A 19,606-nucleotide genomic window follows, 5' to 3' on the forward strand; every position below is an offset into this window, starting at 1 on the left:
TGGAGACGCCTACAGCTCTGCAGTAAGCACCTGCGGGATTACCTTTCGCATAACCCCCAGCCAGAGCCTCAGTGCAGTCAGGACGCATGCTCTAATGCTGTCATAGCACCGGGACGTTGTTCACTACACCAATATGAGCTGTACAAACAGCTCCAACCGGAAGCTCTGAGGGCGATCGAGGTCCGCCTGGGTGGCAAGCTCCGTGCGGGCCGGAACGGATGCTGGGAGTGGACCGGGCGCGTCAACCGGGACCAGTACGGGAAGACTGATGTCAACTTCCAAAAAGGCGTTCTGGTGCATCGGTGGATGTGGATGCATCTCGTAGGACCCATACCCCTAGCAATGCATTTGGACCATCTGTGCGTGAATCCATGCTGTGTTCGACCCGGTCATCTCCAACCCGTTACTCCTGAAGAGCACGAGGACATCACTAGCGAGCGGCGGCGGTTGTTGCTGGAAGCCGGTGGCGACTATGAATGGGTCGGTCCGAATATCCACCGCAGCCTTAGCGAAGCTTTCTTCGGAATCATGTTCGATTTGCCCTATACGCTGGGTTCGATGGTGCTCCCGTCGAACTTGGAGTTCGCGCCGGCACTTGTCTCTTAGGACAAGTCCGCATAGGGGGGACTTGTCCACAGCAGTGCGACACGCCGTGATGTTCACGACACGCTGGGCTCTAAATGTGACTAACTTATCCACAGGCTGTGGTCAGCGTAGTCACAAAGCCCGAAAAAACAAGGGATTGACACGCTGGCGCTTGTGGATTATTTACTGCAATGTGCGAGTTAGGGGAGCGGGGAATTACATGCTTGTTCTTTGGGGCGGGTTAATGTCGATACTGCCCGGTAGACTTAGAGAGCAAGCAAGAACCTCAGCTGCACAGTGCAACTGGGAGCGTCTAGCTGCGCAACTGAGGGTCTTTGAATATCTGGCGAGATATAGAAGTACCCTACAGGGATTTTGTAAACGGATTCAAACGAATCCGCGTGTCGGTCCCGGTGTGTTATGCAGCGCTGCTTGGGAAAGTAGTAAACCATGGCATCGAAGAACTCGAAGCAGACAAGTTCCAAGGCAGCATCCGCAGCCAGCAAGGTTCTGAAGGACGGACGCACGAGCGCCGCCTCGAAGACTGCGGCAGCGAGTGCCCTGTCCCAGAAGGGCAAGGGCAAGAAGTGAGGGGCCGGAAGCAGGAAGAGCCGTTCGACGGCGAAGAGCGCTTCTACTGGGGCGGCAAAGGCAATACGCAGCCCTACACCGAGACGTATAACGTTCTTACAGGGTCGTGGCATCGCGACCTGTAGTTCCTAACCGAGAAACCCCGCTTCCTGGTGGAGGCGGGGTTTTTCATGTCAACGCTGTGGTGGTAACGAGAGGTTAAAAGTCCTCGAATATGTGTGCCACCAGCTAAAAATCTCGTAGTTCGGCTGCATCCTGCCATGGTCGTCATCTCAAAGACACAAGACGAGCGTGGTCGGCAAACTTACCGGCGGTGTTGCGGTCATAAGCTGTGCACTTTCTGCCAATCAGAGCCGTTACGGCGGCTTGTAGTTCCTTTGTTTCCGCCCTCAGACTGGCGCTGATCAGGCCTTCCTCGTTTACAACTATGTAGCCCCATTCGAACAACGCGTCGCAGCCAAGGTTGCATATAAGCATCGCTGAGCGATAGTCCCTACGTTCGTCCTCGGTGCACTTGCTTCTGGGCTTTATGTGCCCAGCGATCAGTAAGCGTGACGGGAAGGTATTGCCGCACAATGAGCAGCTAGCGACTGCCCGACCCCGCAGGAGTTTGCGGCGCAGAGCCGACTGCTCAAGACGAATCTTGTTCAATGCCTCTCCGTCGGTTTCGCCACCGTCCCAAGAATCACCAGGTCTGCCGAGTAAGCTGCCATCTTCTTCTGGTGGTGCCACGTTCAACTCGCTCAGTAGTCCCTTGCCTTCCTCATCCGACAACGGTGACAAGTACTTCTGCGCAGGAATACCGTTCGCCCCAAGAGGGCCGCTTGCGCCCTTGCGGATTAGTTCACCCACCCTGTGAAAGCTCAGGGCTAAGTTGGTGACGAGAGGTTCGACTGTAACCAGCCATCCGTCGTCGCCTTCCCCAGGTCGTCGGGTGTATTCAGGCGGGCGTGGAAAGTTGCGCCACTCCTCGAGGACAGTGCTAACGGCCCTCAGATAGCCTTTCTGGTAATGAAAGACGATGTCTCCACTCCGCAGTTCCTTAATGAGCCGGCGAGATTCCTTGAGCGGCTGGCCGTAGGCACGAGGACATGTCCATAAAGTGCCAGCGGCGATTGCCTCTGGGTAGTTGGAGGTTTGGGTGGCCCACCAAAAGTTCATGTACCCAGCCTGCCACTTTGCTGATGAACGTACTGGTGAGACGCGCTGGCCTGAAACCTTCTAACCCGTACAAGATTGAAGGAGCTAACTACCACCGGGGATGACGATTGGCCTCCAAGGGGTCCCCCCCCCAGGGGGTGGGTGGGTGAAGGGGACTCGGATTCCTGCTAGCAGCAGGTCATGCCCTTGTAGGTCGCCGCCTATTTCAGGAGGAGGTGGGTTCCTTCTTCTCAGAGGTGCTAAGGGGGCTTGAAGGCATGATGGACATAACCAGTTGTCGCACAGTCTCTGACTTGTGCTGTTCGTCCATACTTTCAATCAGGCGTTCTGCACCCAGCAAGCGAGCGAACTCCACTGGTTGATTGAAGAATTCCCGGAGCTGAGCAGACGCTTCTGACTGCGCTTTCATAAAAGTGGCTCCGATGTAGGCACTCAAGGCAGCTCCTACAACTCCCACAGCACCGGCTGAGATAGCCCCCACAGCAGTCGTGGCTTGGGCAGCGATTATGCCGAACACCACTAAAAGGATGAAGCCGGCCACAATTGCCAACTGTGAGCTAATGAAACTGTTGCGTGCCTGGGAAGTGGCTATGCGGTGGTAGTAACCGATCCTCTTTTGAGTAGCTACCCAAAGCGTCCCAAAATCTGTTTGATCAGTCTTGGTCAGCTCTTCTGCAACACGGTTTTCATTCTGTTCGATTTCCTCTCGCCAAGTCTCTTCCTTACGGTTCGCCACGAAGTCCAGAAGCGTCCTTAGCACCATTAGGGCTACCGTAGAGAGAATGAGCAGCGGCAATGTGGAGTTGATGCCGTTTCCTAGGCCGTTTGAAATGGCATCCATTGTTTAGGTCTCCTAGTACAACGAGAGTATCTGTCGCCGCAGGATACCAAGCATCAGTGTGTGGGGTGTACACAAAGGGCACGCTTTGTGTACGCTTCGTGCATGACTGAAGACAACGTAGCTATCGTTTACGCTCGTGTTTCCACTGAGGAGCAGGCCAAACAGGGGGCGTCTCTAGCCTCACAAGTTGCCGTACTGGCGGCAGAAGCTGCGCGTAGAAATTGGGATATTCACGTTATTCGCGAGCAAGCGTCAGGCAAGAGCCTAAACAGGAAGGGAATAGCGGAAGCCCTGAGGCTGCTCCAGGCAGGAAAGGCCCGCTATCTCATGGCGATCCGCATTGATCGCCTGTCAAGAAACGTCGCTGACTTCGCCGGTTTGATGGAAACGGCCCGTAAGCAAGGTTGGGCACTGGTGATGCCCGAGATGGACATTGACACCACCACTTCCCAGGGGGAATTTATGGCCAACGTGCAGGTTAGCGTCGCTCAGTATGAGCGGCGGCTCATTGGGGACAGGACGCGGGCAGGTATGGCGCAACGCCGACTAGAGGGTAAGCACCTAGGGCGGAAACGTGAACTCACCGAAGAGCTAGTACACCGTATTGCAACTATGAAGAGCAGTGGTATGAGCCTGCGAGCTATTGCTTCAGAACTGGAGGCCGAAGGCATCCCAACTGCCCACGGCGGTTCAGCGTGGCATGCTTCGACCATACGCAGTGTCCTCAATTCCCGTACAGCTCTAGGCACCTACACCGCTGGGCAACCAGCTACGTCCCCGTAACCAAGGCCAGTTCTGCCTCCGTTAGCCCATAGATTTCTGCGACTAAGCGGTCAACGTCCGCTTGAAGTGTCCGAGCCCTGAGGCTGGCTTGGCTGACCAATTGCTTGGAGGACTCAAACACTGGTAGGAGTTCCTGCATTTCTGTCAGATTCAGCTTCACTCCAATACCCTTGCTGAAGCGCGAAAAGTCGAGCTCCCACCATGAATCTAAAGCACTGGCCCATGCATCAGACCCGTACTTTGCCTTGAGGAGGGAGCGCAAGGACTCCGTCTGCTCCAACACAAACTGATGCGTTTCCAGCAGCTCGCTGACCAAGCCTGCTATGTGCTTTTGGTCTACATCGTCCGCAACGATGATGGGCAGCTTAGCGAGATAAACCCTCTTCACTTCGGCAAAGGTTCGGCCTTGCTCTTGCGAGATTCCTTGATAGATGTAATTAAGGACAGGACTGTTGATAAGCGCCAGGAGATACTCGGCCTGCAGGGTCGAGTCCTTCGGCGCGATGTTGTAGACATTGTTCAGGTTGATCCGCTGAGCTGTGTCCAAGTACCCGATTAGAGAGTCCGCCGTCTGGCGAATGACTATCTTCTTGGAAGCAAAGAAAGGGGCTGACTCGCGCGGCTCCGCAAGCCACTTTCCGTACTTCAAATACATGGTGGGCCGTCGCGTCAGACGATACCGGTGGAAGTCTCTTCCAATCATGCAAGGTAGGTATTCGGCCGTGAGCTGAGTGAACGAAGTAAAAGGCTTGGTCACGACGTCTTCCTTCGTTTGCTTAGGCACCCCCTTGCCTGTCTGGTAAGGCTTCACTCCCACGATGACGTCAGCCAACTCGCCCAAGGGTTGGGCCTTCTTTGAGATCCGCTTCAGGTCCAATCCGCTGGTACCCAAGCTATAGGAGCCATCGGCAGCAACAGTCTCGGCGTAGTCACGCTCAGTGAACAAAGGAGTTTGTATGGCAGGTGATTCAACTACTGCTACACGAAGAGGTTGCCGACTGTTTGGACTGTTGCGCATGGTCCAGGCAACGCTGTCTCCGACGTCCGCGTCACCAAACACCTCATACGTGTATTTGGTGATGGCGCGGTGCTCATACTTCTGCAGGAACGCCCTTAGATTGCGGAAGAAGTGCTGGTAGGTGAAGGTTGCGGGCGTGATGAAACCAAGCATGCCGCCAGGCTTGAGGAGATGCATGCCGCGTTCATAGAAGAGGGAGTATGAGTTGAACTGGTATTCGTAAGTCTCATAAAGGTCTGCAAGGTGCGTCTTCTGGAGTTCTGGCACTTGGGCACCATAGGGAGGGTTACCGACCACGACGTCGAACCCTCCTGCTTCCATGATGTCCGGAAATGAGGACGTCCAAGAAAAAGCACTGGCTGGGTCAACCTGCGAGTCACTAATGAGGCTGTTGCCGACCCGTATGTTCTTCTCCAAGGACGTTAGTTTCTCGCCCTTTTTGGCGGACTTGAGCCACAGGCTGAGTTGGGTTATTTCCACCGACTCGCCGTTGAGGTCGACGCCGTAGATGTTGTTCTTCAGGATTAGTCGCACGTAATCGTCGGTTGAAAACAAGTTGCCAAGTACTGCACCTACACGTTGATTTTCCGCCATGAGGTAGTCAAAGACGTGAACTAGGAAAGCTCCGGATCCGCAGGCCGGGTCAACGACTCGAACATTTTGCAGGAACTCTTGATACCGCGTGTAGGCCTTCTGCTCTCGTTTTAGGTAGTTGGCTTCGTTGATGTCGGCGTGCAGGTTCTCGTCTCTACGAAAGGAGTCCTCGGCCTCTCGTAGGTATGACCCGAGAGTCGTGTCGACGATATGCCGAACTACGTAGTCTGGCGTGTAGAAAATGCCATCCTTTTTGCGCCTCGAAACTTCCTCGAGCTCGAGGTCCTTGCTCTCCGCCACCTTCTCTCGGATGATCTGGAGGTCGGAAATAGACTGCTCAAAGATGTGTCCGAGCACCGTTACGCTGAGGTCTTCATTGAAGTTGTACTTGCTAAGCGCAAGGAGCCCCTTCAGCGCTTCTTCGCCGACATCGAGGGAGGACAAGACTTCGTCCCGGCGGAAAAGGCCGCCGTTGTACCCCGAGGGAATCCCCAGTTTGTCACTGCCCTTATCGATGGCCTCGAAGAACCCTTGAAGATTCGACCACAACGAGCTGAAGCTTGAGTCCGCCACCTTGACCAAGCGTTCCACGCTGTTGTCGGGAAGCAGGCCCTTATCTTCCGCAAAGCAAGCGAACACCAGCCGATCAATTATCTTTTGGGCCTTCTCGATACCGAGGTCGATGTCATCACGCACGACCGCATTCCGGCGGTATAGATCACGGAGCAGCTCAAGGCGGGCGGTGCTGTACTGTGCGTAAAATTTCCGTCCTATGGTCTCCTGCTCTGTCCTGATGTCCGACAGTAGGAGTTCGGTCGCGGAAGGGCCACTGACTGCAGTCAGGCTGGGTTGCTTCAGAAGCAAATACCAAGTCTTGAAGTTGCTGTAGTCGTTTGAGGGGTCAAGTAGCTGATCCAGAGTCCAACGTTCGAAGTCGAGCTGGTTATCGTGATAAAGCCGAAATTCATAGAAGTTTGATACCACGACGAATGGGCAGCGCGGGTAAAGCGGCTTGTACTTGAATCCCTGCTGTACAGGGGTGAGGTTTCCAGCTCGTTGCTGAGGCCGATCTAGATCAACGGAAGCGCCCTTGAGTTCCACCACCGCAGCAACATTGGTCATGGCTGTTGCATCGTCGGCGTATCCCAAGACGAGGTCCGGGAGCTGCCCACCTTGGGTCGACGCTTTTGGCTCGAGGGTGTACGGCAGGGCTGGCTTCTCGACATAGCCCAAAATCTGCTTGAAGAAATCGTTGTTGTATTGCTGCTCGCGGCTGGTTTCCTTGTCGCGCTTCAGGGAACCGCTGTTGTAGTCGTCCCACCAGGCTTGCACAATCGTGAGATGTCCCTGGATGGCATCGTTGCTGATCCTTTGCGCCAACTCATTGACCTGATGACGTCCGAACAACTGTGCCAAGTAGCATCCCCCTTGTGGTCCTGCACCAATTTGCTGCAGCCGTCGAACGTTTAGTTCGTTCAACAACACCTGATCCTACGACAAGGAATTGTCGGAGCTGGGAGGTGACGAAAAAGTGACATAGAGATCCGGATAGCGTGGGAAACAGCAGGAACGCATAGGGACGGTGTCATGTCAAGGAAGACAGAAAAAACCCCCGGATTCCGTTGGAATCTAGGGGTTTTTCTCTGTGCCCTCGATAGGATTCGAACCTACGACCTTCTGCTCCGGAGGCAGACGCTCTATCCCCTGAGCTACGAGGGCAATCCGGGGTTCCTGCCGTTGCCGGCGGGACGTCCTAGAGCTTAGCAGCAAGGTGGCCCGCAAGGGAAAATCGGCACTGCGCCAGGAGGAGCCGAACGGTGGAAAGTCAGTAGCCCGAGAAGGAATCAACGTGGACTTTTCTTGCCCCGGCCTCTTTTGCAGCCCGCCTCAGTGAGGCCACGCTGGCAGGGGAACCCGAGATGTACACCTCACGGTCAGCGACGTCGGGGACCAGGGCGCGGATGGCCTCACCATCCACCCGCGTGCCATCCCAGGACGCGGTGGCCAGGCCCGGGGGCGGCACGGAACCGTCCGCCACGCGGACCAGGACGCGGATACCTGCCGCCTGCAGCTCCTCGGCATAGGCAACCTCCTCCGCGCTCCTCGCCAGCAGGAGCAGCACCGCATCCCGGTCCCGCAATCCACCGGACGCCAAGTGTGAAAGGTAGGGCGTGATGCCGATCCCGGCGGCAATCAGCAGGACACGCTTGCGTGGATCGCGGGGAAGGACAAAATCACCTCCAACCGCCGTGGCCGTCACTTCATCCCCCGGCTTCAGCGACAGGAGGACCTTCTTGGCTGCGGACAGGGGCTCCGCGGTCCGCACGCCGAACTTGACCACGCGTTCACTGGGTGAACCCGTCAGGCTGAACACCCGGCGTCGTCCCTTGCCGTCCGATTTTGCATGCGGAAGGTCCAGTTCCATGTACTGCCCCGGCACGAAGCGCACGGGCCGGGACGGCTCGAAACTGAACTCCGTGGTGCTGCGCGTCAAGGGCCTGGTCCCGGTCAGGCGAAGGGCCACCCTGCCCCGCTGCCCCATCAGGAACGCGATCGCATTGCCCAGCAGCAGCGCTGCCTCCGGCGAATTGGCCAGGAAACCGAAGTTGTAGGGGACTGCGAACACCACGCCCACTACGGCGGCAAGTGCCAGCTGCTGTCGCCTCCGTGGCGGCAGGGTGAGTGGTTCGGTGAGCATGAAGCCAACAAAAAACAGCAGCGGCCGCTGGGCCAGGGATTGCCACAGTGCCATGCCCACGGACATCCCGGCCTGCAGCAGTTCCGCCGTGATGATGGCAGTTGCCACAGCAACGAAGACGGACGCCATCAGGAACTTCCGTGTTCTGTGCAGGACCAGGAGAACACCGGGCACCAGCACCCACAGCATCGCAGGAGTGGCGGCCCACCAGGTTGCAATATTGAGCCCGGTGAGCCCGGCCACGAAAGCTCCCGCCGCGGCGGCGTTGAAGATGTGCCGGCCGCGCCACGCGAGCGCATACTTCGATGCCGACGCCAGGACGCAGGCCAGGGCCACGCCTGCCACGTCCAGCGGCGCGAACGAGGGCCAGAACAGGAAGTACAGCAGCAGGCCCGTGATGAGCGAGGACTCAGAGTGCGGCCGGACCCGGAACAGCGGCGCCAGCGCCCTGTTTGAGGCGTATGTCAGGCCGAGGCACAGCACCAGGTGCGCCAGCATTTCGGGAATACCGAACGTCAGCCAACCAAGGGCATCGAGGACCAGGCTGTATACAGCCAGGACCGCGAGGACAAGGAGGACCAGCCGGTACATGGTGAACCGGCCCAGTGCGGTGTCCAGCCGGGCACCCAAGGCGGCGCCCGGCGGCGCTTTCGGCGTTTCCACAGGGCTCATGTGAACAGTGTCCCCTCAAACTCTGCTGAATGGGCGGCGCTTCCGTCCGAGAAAACGGTGAGCCAGGAGAAGTCGAAGGACCGTTGGAGTTCAGTGCCGGGTACAAAGAAGAGCGCTGTTGCCAGGGCATCGGCCAGCATGGTGGTGCCGGCCAGTGCCCACGTGGCCACGGCCGTCCTGACGGGCCGGCCGGTCCTCCCGTCCAGGACGTGGTGCAGGCCGTCGCCCCAGGCGCGCCGGTTGGCCGCAGAGGCGCACAGAGCACGGTCCGCCAGTTGCACCACCCCAATGGCCTGCGTTGTGTTGTACGGGTGTTCCAGCGCCACGGCAACGGGTTCCGGACCCTTCGCCAGCAGGTCTCCGCTGCCATCAACGGCGTACGCCTCGAGCCCGGCCTCCTCAAGCTGGGCAGCCAGTAGATCCACCAGCAGGCCCTTGCCGGCGGCCCCGACGTCCAGCACAACGGGAGCCGAGGTGGTGAGGGTGCTGCCGGCCCACTCCAGCACCCCGTCCCAGGCCGGCGCCGGCAGTGCGGAGCCCGAGGGGCGAAGGGAGTAATTCGCGTCGTACCCCAGGCGCTCCAGGCTGGGTCCGATGAGCGGCGTCATGGCCCCGCCGGTGGCCTCATAAAGGTTCCGGTACAGCTGCCCCAGCGCCTGCGCCTCCGCGGCAAACTCATACTTTCCGGGTTCCCTGGCCATGGCGCTGACAAGGGAATCCGCCCGGAACCGGGACCAGTCGGCGTCGAACCGTTCCACCAGGGCCAGCAGGCGCGCGCGGAGGGCGGAATCGAGCGGCTGCGGCGTTGATATTTCCCAGCGCGTTCCGATCCCCTCAAACGCAAAATCCTCCCAGCCGACCGGCACGTTCTATCGCGCTTCCGACTTGATCTGCTCCACGGCCTGGTTGAAGCCGCCACTGGTGAGGGAGGAGCCGGCAACCTTGGAAACATTGAGCTGATCAATGCTCTTGCCTACCACCTGCCCCGCGATCCCACCGGCGAACTCGCCCTGGAACTTGCGGGTGTTCGGGTTGGAGGGGTGCTGCGTGATCTGCACGTCCGTGACGGTCCCGGATGCCAGGGTCAGTTCCACGCCCACAGTTTCGGTGCCGTTGGGTGAGACGTACGTCCCATCCGCGCTGTAGGTGCCGTCTTTGTAGTCCGCTCCGCTGCCGGCCGGGGTTGACGCGCCGGGTGCTGGAGCGCTTCCGGTGTTGCTGCTTCCGGTGGCTGCGGGTGCGGGGGAGGAGTCCCCGGCAGAAGGGGCGCAGGCGGCTACCGTTCCGGCCAGGGACAGGCCGGCGATCCCGGCATAAACACTTTTACGGACTGCGGGCCTCATCGGGGTTCTCGTTTCGTCGGTGGACTCGGTGTGGAAATGCCAGGTGGTTACGTGTTGTCAACGCCGAACCCAGCGTATTGGTTCAACCTGTACCCGCATTCCCTGTTTCCTGTGGATCCCCGGTGCATCAAAAACGCCTGAATTACTTGCTGTTACTGGGCCCCCGGTAGGCTAGAGGGGTGACTCCCGAAGAACTCTCCCTCGCCATATCCGCCTGCCTGAAGGAAGCCGTCGCCGCCGGCGACATCGCCCTTCCTGCATCAGCCGTGCCTGATGAGGTGCGCGTGGAGCGGCCAAAGAACAGGGACCACGGAGACTGGGCCACCAATATCGCCCTTCAGCTGGCCAAACAGGCGGGCACCAACCCCCGGGAATTCGCCACGATCCTCAGCGCGCGGCTGAAATCCATCGACGGCGTTTCCGCGGTGGATATCGCCGGGCCGGGGTTCCTGAACATCACCGTGGACGCCGCCGCTGCCGGCGCCCTCGCCAAGGCGATTGTGGAAGCCGGAAAGCAGTACGGCACCAACTCGGCGCTCGCCGGCCACACGGTGAACATGGAGTTCGTTTCCGCCAACCCCACCGGGCCCCTGCATATTGGACACACCCGCTGGGCAGCCTTGGGCGATTCGATCGCCCGCGTCCTGCGCGCTTCCGGTGCCGAGGTCACCGCTGAGTACTACATCAACGACGCCGGCACCCAGATGAACGTGTTCGCCCACTCCGTTTACAACCGGCTCCACGGCCTGCCCGTGCCCGACGGCGGCTACCCCGGCCAATACATTGCCGACCTCGGCCATGAGGTCCTCACCGAGCACCCCGGCATCCGCGAACTGACCGAAGTGGCTGCCCTCCCGGTCATCCGCGCCGCGGCCTACAAGGCGCAGATGAAGGACATCAAGGCCACCCTCGCGGACTTCGGCGTGGAGTTTGACGTCTTCTTCTCCGAGCAGGAACTGCACGACGCCGGTGCCATCGAAAGTGCCGTGGCGCGGCTGCGCGAGCAGGGCCACGTGTTCGACGACGGCGGTGCGGTCTGGCTGCGGACCACGGACTTTGGCGACGACAAGGACAGGGTGATGATCCGCGCCAACGGCGAACCCACCTACTTCGCCGCGGACGCCGCCTACTACCTGTCCAAGAAGGACCGGGGATTTACCGAGAAAATCTACCTGCTGGGTGCGGACCACCACGGGTACATCAACCGGCTCAAGGCCATTGCGGCCGCCGCCGGCGACGATCCCGAAGTCCATATCGAAGTGCTGATCGGCCAGCTTGTCTCTGTCAACGGGGCCAAGCTGTCCAAGCGCGCCGGCAACATCATCGAGCTCAAGGACCTGATCGACTGGCTCGGGAAGGACGCTGTCCGCTACTCCCTGGCCCGGTTCCCTGCGGATTCGCCGCTGACCCTCGACCCGGAGCTGCTGAAGAAGCACAGCAACGAAAACCCGGTGTTCTACGTCCAGTACGCCCACGCCCGCTCCCGGGGCGCCGCCCGGAACGCCGTGGCCGCCGGTGTGGAACGCCAGGTGGACGGCACGGACTCCTTTGACGCTTCCCTGCTGGACCACGCCACAGAGAATGAGCTGCTTTCCTACCTGGGCAGCTACCCCTCGATCGTGGCCAAAGCCGCCGAACTGCGCGAGCCGCACCGGGTGGCCCGGCACCTTGAAGTCATTGCCGGTGCCTACCACCGCTGGTATGACGCCTGCCGTATTGCTCCCATGGGGGACGAAGCCGTGACCGACGTCAACCGCACGCGCCTGTGGCTCAACGACGCCACGAGCCAGGTGCTGGCCAATGGCCTGGACCTGCTGGGCGTTTCGGCGCCGGAACGGATGTGATCCCCATGTCACCGCAGAACGAGGATTTCGCGGGCCAGGCATCCCCGCTGGCACCCGAATGGTTGTCTGTCCCCGCGGACCTGAATGCCCTTGAGCCCAAGATGTGGGCACAGGACGCGGCCCGCAACGAGTCCGGCGAACTCACCCTGGGCGGCATTCCGGTCAGCGAGCTCCACCGGCAGTACGGAACCCCGCTGTTCGTCATGAGCGAGAACGATTTCCGCGCCCGCGCCCGCGCCTTTAGCGACGCGTTCAACAATGCGTTTGCCGATATTTGCGGGGGAGTGGACGTCTACTACGCAGGCAAATCGTTCCTGTGCACCGCTGTGGTGCGCTGGGTTGAAGAAGAAGGCCTCCGGCTGGATACTGCCTCCGGTGGTGAGCTCGCGGTCGCGGCAAGGGCCGGCATTCCCGGCGCAGACGTCGCCCTGCACGGCAACAACAAGTCCGACCTTGAGATCCACCGTGCGCTGGACATGAAGCTGGGCAGGATTGTGGTGGACAGCCTCGGCGAGCTGGTCCGGGTTGGCGACATCGCACAGCGCCGGGGCGAGCAGGCCAAGGTCATGCTGCGGCTGACGCCCGGCGTGCACGCCCACACCCACGAGTTCATCGCCACTGCCCACGAGGACCAGAAGTTCGGCCTTTCCATGGCCGCGGATACCACTGAACAGGCCGGCCTGTCGGCTGCCGAGGAGGCCGTCGCGGCTGCGTCGGCGCATCCGGGCATCGAACTGCTGGGGCTGCACTGCCACATCGGCTCCCAGATCTTCGAGCCGGACGGTTTTGCCCTGGCCGCCCAGAAGCTCCTCCGCTTCCTCGCCGCCATGCAGGAAAAGTACTCCATCGTCCTGCCGGAACTGGATCTTGGCGGCGGTTACGGCATTGCCTACACGCCGGTGGACACCCCCCGTCCCGCATCGGAAATTGCGGAGGCTATGGCCGCCGTCGTGCGTTCCACCTGCGCTGAACTGGGCATTGACGCTCCCCGCATCTCCATCGAACCCGGCCGCGCCATTGTGGGCAGCACCACCTTCACCCTCTATGAGGTGGGAACGCTCAAGACCGTCCGCGTGGATGCGCCCGCCGCGGACGCGAGTGACGCGGGCAACAACGTTACGTATCCGCGGCGCTATGTTTCGGTGGACGGCGGAATGAGCGACAACGCCCGCCCGGTGCTGTACGACGCGGATTACTCCGCAATCCTGGCGTCCCGCACGTCCGCCGCCGGCCCGCAGCTGTCCCGCGTGGTGGGCAAACATTGCGAGAGCGGCGACATAGTTGTTAGAGATGTATATCTGCCCGAGGACGTGGCAGCCGGTGATCTGCTTGCTGTACCGGGTACCGGCGCCTACTGCTGGGCCCTGTCAAGCAACTACAACTATCTGGCCCGGCCGGGCGTTGTCGCGGTGCGCGACGGATCTGCCCGGCTGATTGTCCGCGGGGAAACCGAAGAAGATCTGCTGAACCGCGACATGGGAGTCTGAATGACCGAATTGCGAACCCTGAAAGTGGCCCTGCTGGGCTGTGGCAACGTTGGGGCCCAGGTTGCGCGGATTCTCATCGAGGACGCCGACACCCTTGCCGCCCGCGCGGGAGCGAAGCTGCAGCTGAGCGGCATCGCCGTGCGCAATGTCCACGCCAAGCGCGACGTCGACCTTCCGCAGGACCTTTTCACCACCGACGCCGACACGCTGGTGAAGGACGCGGACCTGGTCATCGAACTGATGGGCGGCATCGAACCCGCCCGCACCCTGATCCTTTCCGCACTCCGCAACGGTGCCTGCGTTGTCACGGGCAACAAGGCGCTTGTGGCGCAGGACGGCCCCACCCTCCACGAGGAGGCTGACAAGGCAGGCGTCCAGCTCTCCTACGAGGCCGCCGTCGCCGGTGCCATTCCCATCCTGCGGCCCATCCGCGACAGCCTCGCCGGCGACCGCATCACCCGTGTCCTGGGCATCGTCAACGGCACCACGAACTTCATCCTTGACCAGATGGACACCACCGGAGCCCAGTTCGCCGACGCCCTCGCCGAAGCGCAGCGGCTCGGCTACGCGGAGGCGGACCCCACTGCCGACGTCGAAGGCCACGATGCCGCCGCGAAGGCCGCCATCCTTGCCTCGCTCTCCTTCCACACCCGGTTTGCCCTGGAAAACGTCCACTGCGAAGGAATCACCGCCGTCACTGCGGCGGATATTGCCGCGGCCAAGGACGCCGGCTTTGTCATCAAGCTGCTGGCGATTGCGGAAAAGCTGAATGTTGCAGACACAGAAGCAGGCGGCGGCGAGGGCGTCTCCGTGCGCGTGCACCCCACGCTGCTTCCCCGCGAGCACCCGCTGGCCGCCGTCCACGGCGCCTTCAACGCAGTGTTCATCGAAGCCGAGAACGCCGGCGAACTGATGTTCTACGGCCAGGGAGCCGGCGGCACTCCCACGGCGTCCGCCGTCCTGGGCGATCTGGTCTCGGCCGCGCGCAGCCTGGTCCTCGGCGGCCCGGGCCGCACGGAAACGACCACCGGCCAGGTTGCGGCGCTGCCGATCGACGCGGCCGTCACCAGCTACTACATCGGGCTCGACGTCGCCGACCAGCCCGGCGTGCTGGCACGGATTGCCCAGCTCTTCGCTGAGCATGGCGTGTCCATCGAGATCATGCGGCAGACCATCCACCGTGATGCGGAGTCCAACGTGGAATCCGCCGAACTGCGGATTGTCACCCACCGCGCGTCAGAGGCTGCCCTTGCGGCCACCGTCCAGGCCGTGAAGGGCCTGGACGTCATCAACTCAGTTACATCCGTTCTGCGGGTAGAAGGAGTCTAAGTGGCTCACCAATGGCGCGGTGTCATCCGCGAATACGCTGACCGTCTGCCCGTGACGGAATCCACCAGGGTGATCACCCTGGGCGAGGGCGGCACCCCCCTGGTGCACGCGCAGAAGCTTTCGGAACTCACCGGTTCCGAGGTGTACCTCAAGGTGGAGGGCATGAACCCCACCGGTTCCTTCAAGGACCGCGGCATGACCATGGCCATGACGGCAGCCGTTGCCTCCGGCGCGAAAGCGGTTGTCTGTGCCTCCACGGGCAACACCTCCGCCTCCGCTGCTGCCTACGCCACGGCCGCCGGCCTGAAGTGCGCCGTCCTGGTGCCCGAAGGCAAGATTTCCATGGGTAAGCTCAGCCAGGCGATCGCGCACGGCGCCACGCTGCTCCAGGTGGACGGCAACTTTGACAACTGCCTGGACATCGCCCGGAAGCTGGGGGAGTCCTACCCGGTGTTCCTGGTGAACTCGGTGAACCCTGCCCGCATCCAGGGACAGAAGACCGGCGCCTTCGAAATCGTCGACGCCCTGGGCGACGCTCCGGACATCCACGTCCTGCCGGTGGGCAACGCCGGAAACATCACCGCGTACTGGAAGGGCTACAAGGAGTACTCCGCTCCGTTCGAGTCCGAGACGGCCGGCACCCTTCCCGCAGTCTCCACCCGGACCCCTGCGATGTGGGGCTTCCAGGCGGCAGGTGCGGCGCCGTTCGTCGCGGGCCATCCCATCACCGAGCCTGACACCATCGCGACGGCCATCCGTATTGGCAACCCCGCCTCCTGGGACGGTGCCATCGGCGCCCGCGACGAGTCCGGCGGGCTGATCGACTCCGTCACGGATGAGGAAATCCTGAGCGCCCACCGCTGGTTGTCCGCCCGCGAAGGAGTCTTCGTCGAGCCGGGCTCGGCCGCCGGTGTGGCAGGGCTCCTCAAGAAGCACGCCGCCGGGGAAGTCCCCTCCGGCAAGACCATCGTCATCACCGTCACGGGCCACGGGCTCAAGGACCCCCAGTGGGCCCTGCGCACCGAGGACGGCAGCGACGTACAGCCGGTCAAGGTACCCAACGACGTGGTCACGGTTGCTGCTGAACTGGGACTGGAAGAAAAATAGCCTTGGAAACCACTTCGCCGGCCGCCGTCGGACTGCAACGTATCGAGGCCGGCCAGATTGTCACCGTCCGGGTGCCGGCAACCACGGCCAACCTGGGCCCGGGCTATGACAGCCTGGGCTTGGCCCTGGCACTGCACGACACCCTGACAGTGGAGAGCCTGGAAGCGGACGAGCTGCTGTTCGAGCTTCGCGGCGAAGGCGCGGAAACCCTGCCCCGGGATGCAAGCCACCTGGTCGTCAGGGCCATGGAAGCGGCGTTCGAAAGGCTCGGTTTCCGCCACGGCGGCCTGAAGGTGACCGCTGACAACGTCAACCCGCACGGCCGCGGCCTCGGCTCGTCCGCCTCCGCCGTAGTGGCGGCAGTATCGGCGGCCAATGCCATGGTGCCGGAGGCGCACCGACGGGGCCGGGACTGGATCCTGCAGCTGACCAGTGAAATCGAAGGCCACCCTGACAACGTGGCACCCGCCATTTTCGGCGGACTGGCGCTGTCCTGGCAGGACAGTGACCAGTACAGCAGCACCAGCGCCACGGTGGTTGATTCGATCATCCCGGTCGTGGCGGTCCCGGACTTCGAACTGTCCACGGAGGCGGCACGCGCCCTCTTGCCGGCATCGGTGGGCCACCACGCCGCTGCCATGAACGCGGGCCGCGCAGCCCTCCTGATCCACGCACTGACGCATAAGCCCGAGTTCCTGCTGGCCGGCACCGAGGACTATCTGCACCAGAGCTACCGGGCCGAGGCAATGCGGCCCAGCGCGGCCCTTATCGGTGCGCTGCGCGCCGCGGGCCACGCCGCCGTCGTCTCGGGTGCCGGGCCCACGGTGCTGGTCCTTGCCAACGGTGAGGCCGAAGCCGCCGCCGCTGTGGCTTTCATCGGGGAGTTCAATGCGGCCAACACGCCGGATATCTCCTGGCGGGTGCTGAAGCTGGCAGTGGACGTCGAAGGTGCTAAGGTGGACTTGCACCGGCGGTAATTCCGCCTATCTGATCTGCTATTGCACTTAGTTGCCGCCTGGTCTCTTACTGCGCAATCTATTCCGGTGCCGCCTGCTAGGTCTGTCGCAGGAATCTGCAGCACTTAAACTGCCCCTGAAGCGTCAGTCCGGCGTCCCGTCATGGGCGGAGCGCAAGGTGAATCAGTATCCGGCCCTGCTGGCCGAAATCCAACCGGCAAGGCCGAACAATCCGGCTGCAGATCTGAACTGCAGCCCAGATCAAATCATCGCGCCCAGCTCCCAGTCTGGACGCCGTCGAGGGGGAAGGATCCTTCGTGACCGAAACCACTGAGCTGTCGCCAGCTGTGGAACTATCATCTTCTGCTGCCGAATCACCGGCAGCACCCGCCAAGAGCAGCGGCCTTGCCGGCCTCAAGCTCGCCCAGCTGCAGGCACTCGCCAGCCAGCTCGGCATTTCAGGCGGTTCCCGGATGCGCAAGGGGGACCTGGTTTCGGCCATCTCTGCCCACCGCGCCGGCACCCCCATGACCAAGGCTCCCGCCAGGGCAACAGAAAAGGCCGTCGAAGCCGCGGCCGTCTCCACCGCGGTGACCTCCCCGGCCGCCGCCGAGGCAACGGAAGCTCCTGCTGAAGGAACCCGGGCGCGCCGCGGCCGCAGCCGCCGCGCAGTCAGCGACGGAGTTGTGGCCCCTGCCGCTGCCGAGCCGGCCGCTGCCGAAACCAGCAGCGCCGCTCCGGTTGAGGCACCCGCCGCCGAGGCAGCCGAAGCACCCGAAGGCGCCACCGAGCGCCGCCAGCCGCGCACCCGCAACCGCCGCCGCGGTGAAGCAACCGCTGCGCCGCAGGCTGCCGAAGCCGCCGAGGCTCCCGCTGAGCAGGCCGACGCCGACCAGCGCGTGTCAGAACAGCGCACGTCAGAACAGCGCGCGTCAGAACAGCGCACCGAAGCCCCCGCCGAAGCCGGCGAGGCAGGCCAGCGCACCGACCGCCGCGAAGCCGGCCGCACCCGTGGACGCGACAACAGCGGACGCGACAACGCCGGCCGTGACAACGCAGGACGCGACAACGCTTCCCGCGACAATGCAGACGGCGGCCGGGACAACACCGGCAGCCGCGAGGCAGGCCAGCGCGATGGCGCCCGCCGCGATGACAACCGCGACACCCGCGACGGCGATGACTCCGACGGCGGCAGCCGGCGCAACCGGCGCAACCGCCGCGACCGGAACGACCGCAATGACCGTTCCGGCGGCCAGGACCGGGACAACAACTCCCGGAACGACCGCTTCCGCGACCGCAATGACCGCCGCCGCGGCCGTTCCCAGGGGCCGGACGTCGACGACGTCGAGGTTACCGAGGACGATGTCCTGCTGCCCGTAGCCGGCATCCTCGACGTCCTGGAGAACTATGCGTTCATCCGCACCTCCGGCTACCTGCCGGGCCCCAACGACGTCTACGTTTCCCTGGCCCAGGTCAAGAAGTACAACCTGCGCAAGGGCGACGCCGTCGTCGGCGCCATCCGTGCACCCCGCGAAGGCGAAGACCGCAGCCAGCAGTCCGCCCGCCAGAAGTTCAACGCCCTGGTCCGCGTCACCTCGGTGAACGGCAAGACCGCCGAAGAGCTCAAGGACCGCGTCGAGTTCGCCAAGCTGGTTCCGCTCTACCCGTCCGAGCGCCTGCGGCTGGAAACCGATCCCAAGAAGATCGGCCCCCGCGTCATCGACCTCGTGGCTCCCATCGGCAAGGGCCAGCGCGGCCTGATCGTTTCGCCCCCGAAGGCCGGCAAGACGCTCATCCTGCAGTCCATCGCCAACGCGATCACCACCAACAACCCTGAGGTCCACCTCATGATGGTGCTGGTTGACGAACGCCCCGAAGAAGTCACGGACATGCAGCGCACCGTCAAGGGCGAGGTCATTGCCTCCACCTTCGACCGTCCTGCCGATGACCACACCACCGTGGCCGAACTTTCCATCGAACGCGCCAAGCGCCTCGTGGAAATGGGCATGGACGTGGTGGTACTGCTGGACTCCATGACCCGCCTGGGCCGCGCCTACAACCTGGCAGCGCCGGCCTCCGGCCGCATCCTGTCCGGTGGCGTGGACTCCGCGGCGCTGTACCCGCCGAAGCGCTTCTTCGGTGCAGCCCGCAACATCGAAAACGGCGGCTCGCTCACCATCCTGGCCACCGCGCTCGTGGAGACCGGTTCCAAGATGGACGAGGTCATCTTCGAGGAGTTCAAGGGCACCGGCAACATGGAGCTCCGCCTGTCCCGCCAGCTGGCAGACAAGCGCATCTTCCCGGCCGTGGACGTCAACGCGTCCGGCACCCGCCGCGAGGAGAACCTGCTCTCGCCCGAGGAAGTCAAGATCATGTGGAAGCTGCGCCGCGTCCTCTCCGGACTCGAGACCCAGCAGAGCCTCGAACTCCTGACCAACAAGATCCGGGAAACCCAGAGCAACGTCGAGTTCCTCATGCAGGTCCAGAAGACGACGCTTGGCGCGAAGTCGGATAACGACAAGTAGCTAAGCCAGGGGTGGGGCCGTCGCATATTTTTGCCGGCCCCGCCCCTTCGCGTTGCAGCTGACGTACTGCGT

At 62.2% G+C, this 19,606-nt stretch carries 15 protein-coding genes and 1 tRNA gene; 9 read left to right on the forward strand and 7 right to left on the reverse strand.

Annotated features, from left to right (window positions below; genetic code table 11):
• Positions 1 to 294 precede the first annotated feature (294 nt).
• Both ACIQF4_RS02505 and ACIQF4_RS02510 read left to right on the forward strand, forming a co-directional pair.
• On the forward strand, positions 295 to 606 hold the full coding sequence (locus ACIQF4_RS02505) for an HNH endonuclease signature motif containing protein (RefSeq protein WP_400514172.1): 312 nt from the start codon (positions 295 to 297) through the stop codon (positions 604 to 606).
• Between the two features lie 429 nt (positions 607 to 1,035).
• Positions 1,036 to 1,176, forward strand: a complete 141-nt coding sequence (locus ACIQF4_RS02510; protein WP_400514174.1) for a hypothetical protein — start codon at positions 1,036 to 1,038, stop codon at positions 1,174 to 1,176.
• Between the two features lie 267 nt (positions 1,177 to 1,443).
• On the opposite strand, the gene ACIQF4_RS02515 is transcribed toward ACIQF4_RS02510, so the two are convergent.
• Complete coding sequence (locus ACIQF4_RS02515; RefSeq protein WP_400514176.1) at positions 1,444 to 2,337, reverse strand: hypothetical protein; 894 nt, start codon at positions 2,335 to 2,337, stop codon at positions 1,444 to 1,446.
• A gap of 205 nt (positions 2,338 to 2,542) precedes the next feature.
• Complete coding sequence (locus tag ACIQF4_RS02520) at positions 2,543 to 3,178, reverse strand: hypothetical protein (RefSeq protein WP_400514179.1); 636 nt, start codon at positions 3,176 to 3,178, stop codon at positions 2,543 to 2,545.
• Between the two features lie 102 nt (positions 3,179 to 3,280).
• Between ACIQF4_RS02520 and ACIQF4_RS02525 the strand changes: the two genes are divergently transcribed.
• Positions 3,281 to 3,961, forward strand: a complete 681-nt coding sequence (locus ACIQF4_RS02525; protein ID WP_400514181.1) for a recombinase family protein — start codon at positions 3,281 to 3,283, stop codon at positions 3,959 to 3,961.
• Here the strand turns inward: ACIQF4_RS02525 and ACIQF4_RS02530 are convergent.
• The 5 genes from ACIQF4_RS02530 to ACIQF4_RS02550 all read right to left on the reverse strand — a co-directional run bounded on the left by ACIQF4_RS02530 (position 3,948) and on the right by ACIQF4_RS02550 (position 10,286).
• Positions 3,948 to 6,989, reverse strand: coding sequence for an Eco57I restriction-modification methylase domain-containing protein (locus ACIQF4_RS02530; protein WP_400514184.1), 3,042 nt, complete (start codon positions 6,987 to 6,989; stop codon positions 3,948 to 3,950). The genes ACIQF4_RS02525 and ACIQF4_RS02530 overlap by 14 nt on opposite strands.
• 230 nt (positions 6,990 to 7,219) lie before the next feature.
• A tRNA-Arg gene (locus ACIQF4_RS02535) sits at positions 7,220 to 7,292 on the reverse strand.
• Between the two features lie 106 nt (positions 7,293 to 7,398).
• A complete protein-coding gene (locus ACIQF4_RS02540; RefSeq protein ID WP_400514186.1) occupies positions 7,399 to 8,943 on the reverse strand; it encodes a ferredoxin--NADP reductase in 1,545 nt (514 codons plus the stop codon).
• Positions 8,940 to 9,809, reverse strand: a complete 870-nt coding sequence (locus ACIQF4_RS02545) for an FAD:protein FMN transferase (protein ID WP_400514188.1) — start codon at positions 9,807 to 9,809, stop codon at positions 8,940 to 8,942. The genes ACIQF4_RS02540 and ACIQF4_RS02545 overlap by 4 nt, the downstream gene beginning before the upstream one ends.
• A gap of 3 nt (positions 9,810 to 9,812) precedes the next feature.
• Positions 9,813 to 10,286 (reverse strand): hypothetical protein, encoded by a 474-nt coding sequence (locus tag ACIQF4_RS02550; RefSeq protein ID WP_400514190.1) that lies wholly within the window; start codon positions 10,284 to 10,286, stop codon positions 9,813 to 9,815.
• A 179-nt stretch (positions 10,287 to 10,465) separates the two neighbouring features.
• On the opposite strand from ACIQF4_RS02550, the gene argS reads away from it, so the two are divergent.
• The 6 genes from argS (at position 10,466) to rho (ending at position 19,534) form a co-directional block, all read left to right on the forward strand.
• Positions 10,466 to 12,130, forward strand: a complete 1,665-nt coding sequence (gene argS / locus ACIQF4_RS02555) for an arginine--tRNA ligase (RefSeq protein WP_400514192.1) — start codon at positions 10,466 to 10,468, stop codon at positions 12,128 to 12,130.
• A 5-nt stretch (positions 12,131 to 12,135) separates the two neighbouring features.
• A complete protein-coding gene (gene lysA / locus ACIQF4_RS02560) occupies positions 12,136 to 13,617 on the forward strand; it encodes a diaminopimelate decarboxylase (RefSeq protein WP_400514194.1) in 1,482 nt (493 codons plus the stop codon).
• Positions 13,618 to 14,946 (forward strand): homoserine dehydrogenase, encoded by a 1,329-nt coding sequence (locus ACIQF4_RS02565; RefSeq protein ID WP_400514196.1) that lies wholly within the window; start codon positions 13,618 to 13,620, stop codon positions 14,944 to 14,946.
• A complete protein-coding gene (gene thrC, locus ACIQF4_RS02570) occupies positions 14,947 to 16,053 on the forward strand; it encodes a threonine synthase (RefSeq protein WP_400514197.1) in 1,107 nt (368 codons plus the stop codon). It abuts the gene before it with no gap.
• A 2-nt stretch (positions 16,054 to 16,055) separates the two neighbouring features.
• Positions 16,056 to 17,030 (forward strand): homoserine kinase, encoded by a 975-nt coding sequence (gene thrB, locus ACIQF4_RS02575; RefSeq protein WP_400514199.1) that lies wholly within the window; start codon positions 16,056 to 16,058, stop codon positions 17,028 to 17,030.
• Between the two features lie 296 nt (positions 17,031 to 17,326).
• Entirely contained in the window at positions 17,327 to 19,534 is a 2,208-nt protein-coding gene (gene rho, locus ACIQF4_RS02580; RefSeq protein WP_400514202.1) for a transcription termination factor Rho, read from the forward strand.
• Positions 19,535 to 19,606: the final 72 nt, after the last annotated feature.

Source organism: Pseudarthrobacter sp. NPDC092202, from assembly GCF_044755505.1.
GTDB lineage: Bacteria > Actinomycetota > Actinomycetes > Actinomycetales > Micrococcaceae > Arthrobacter.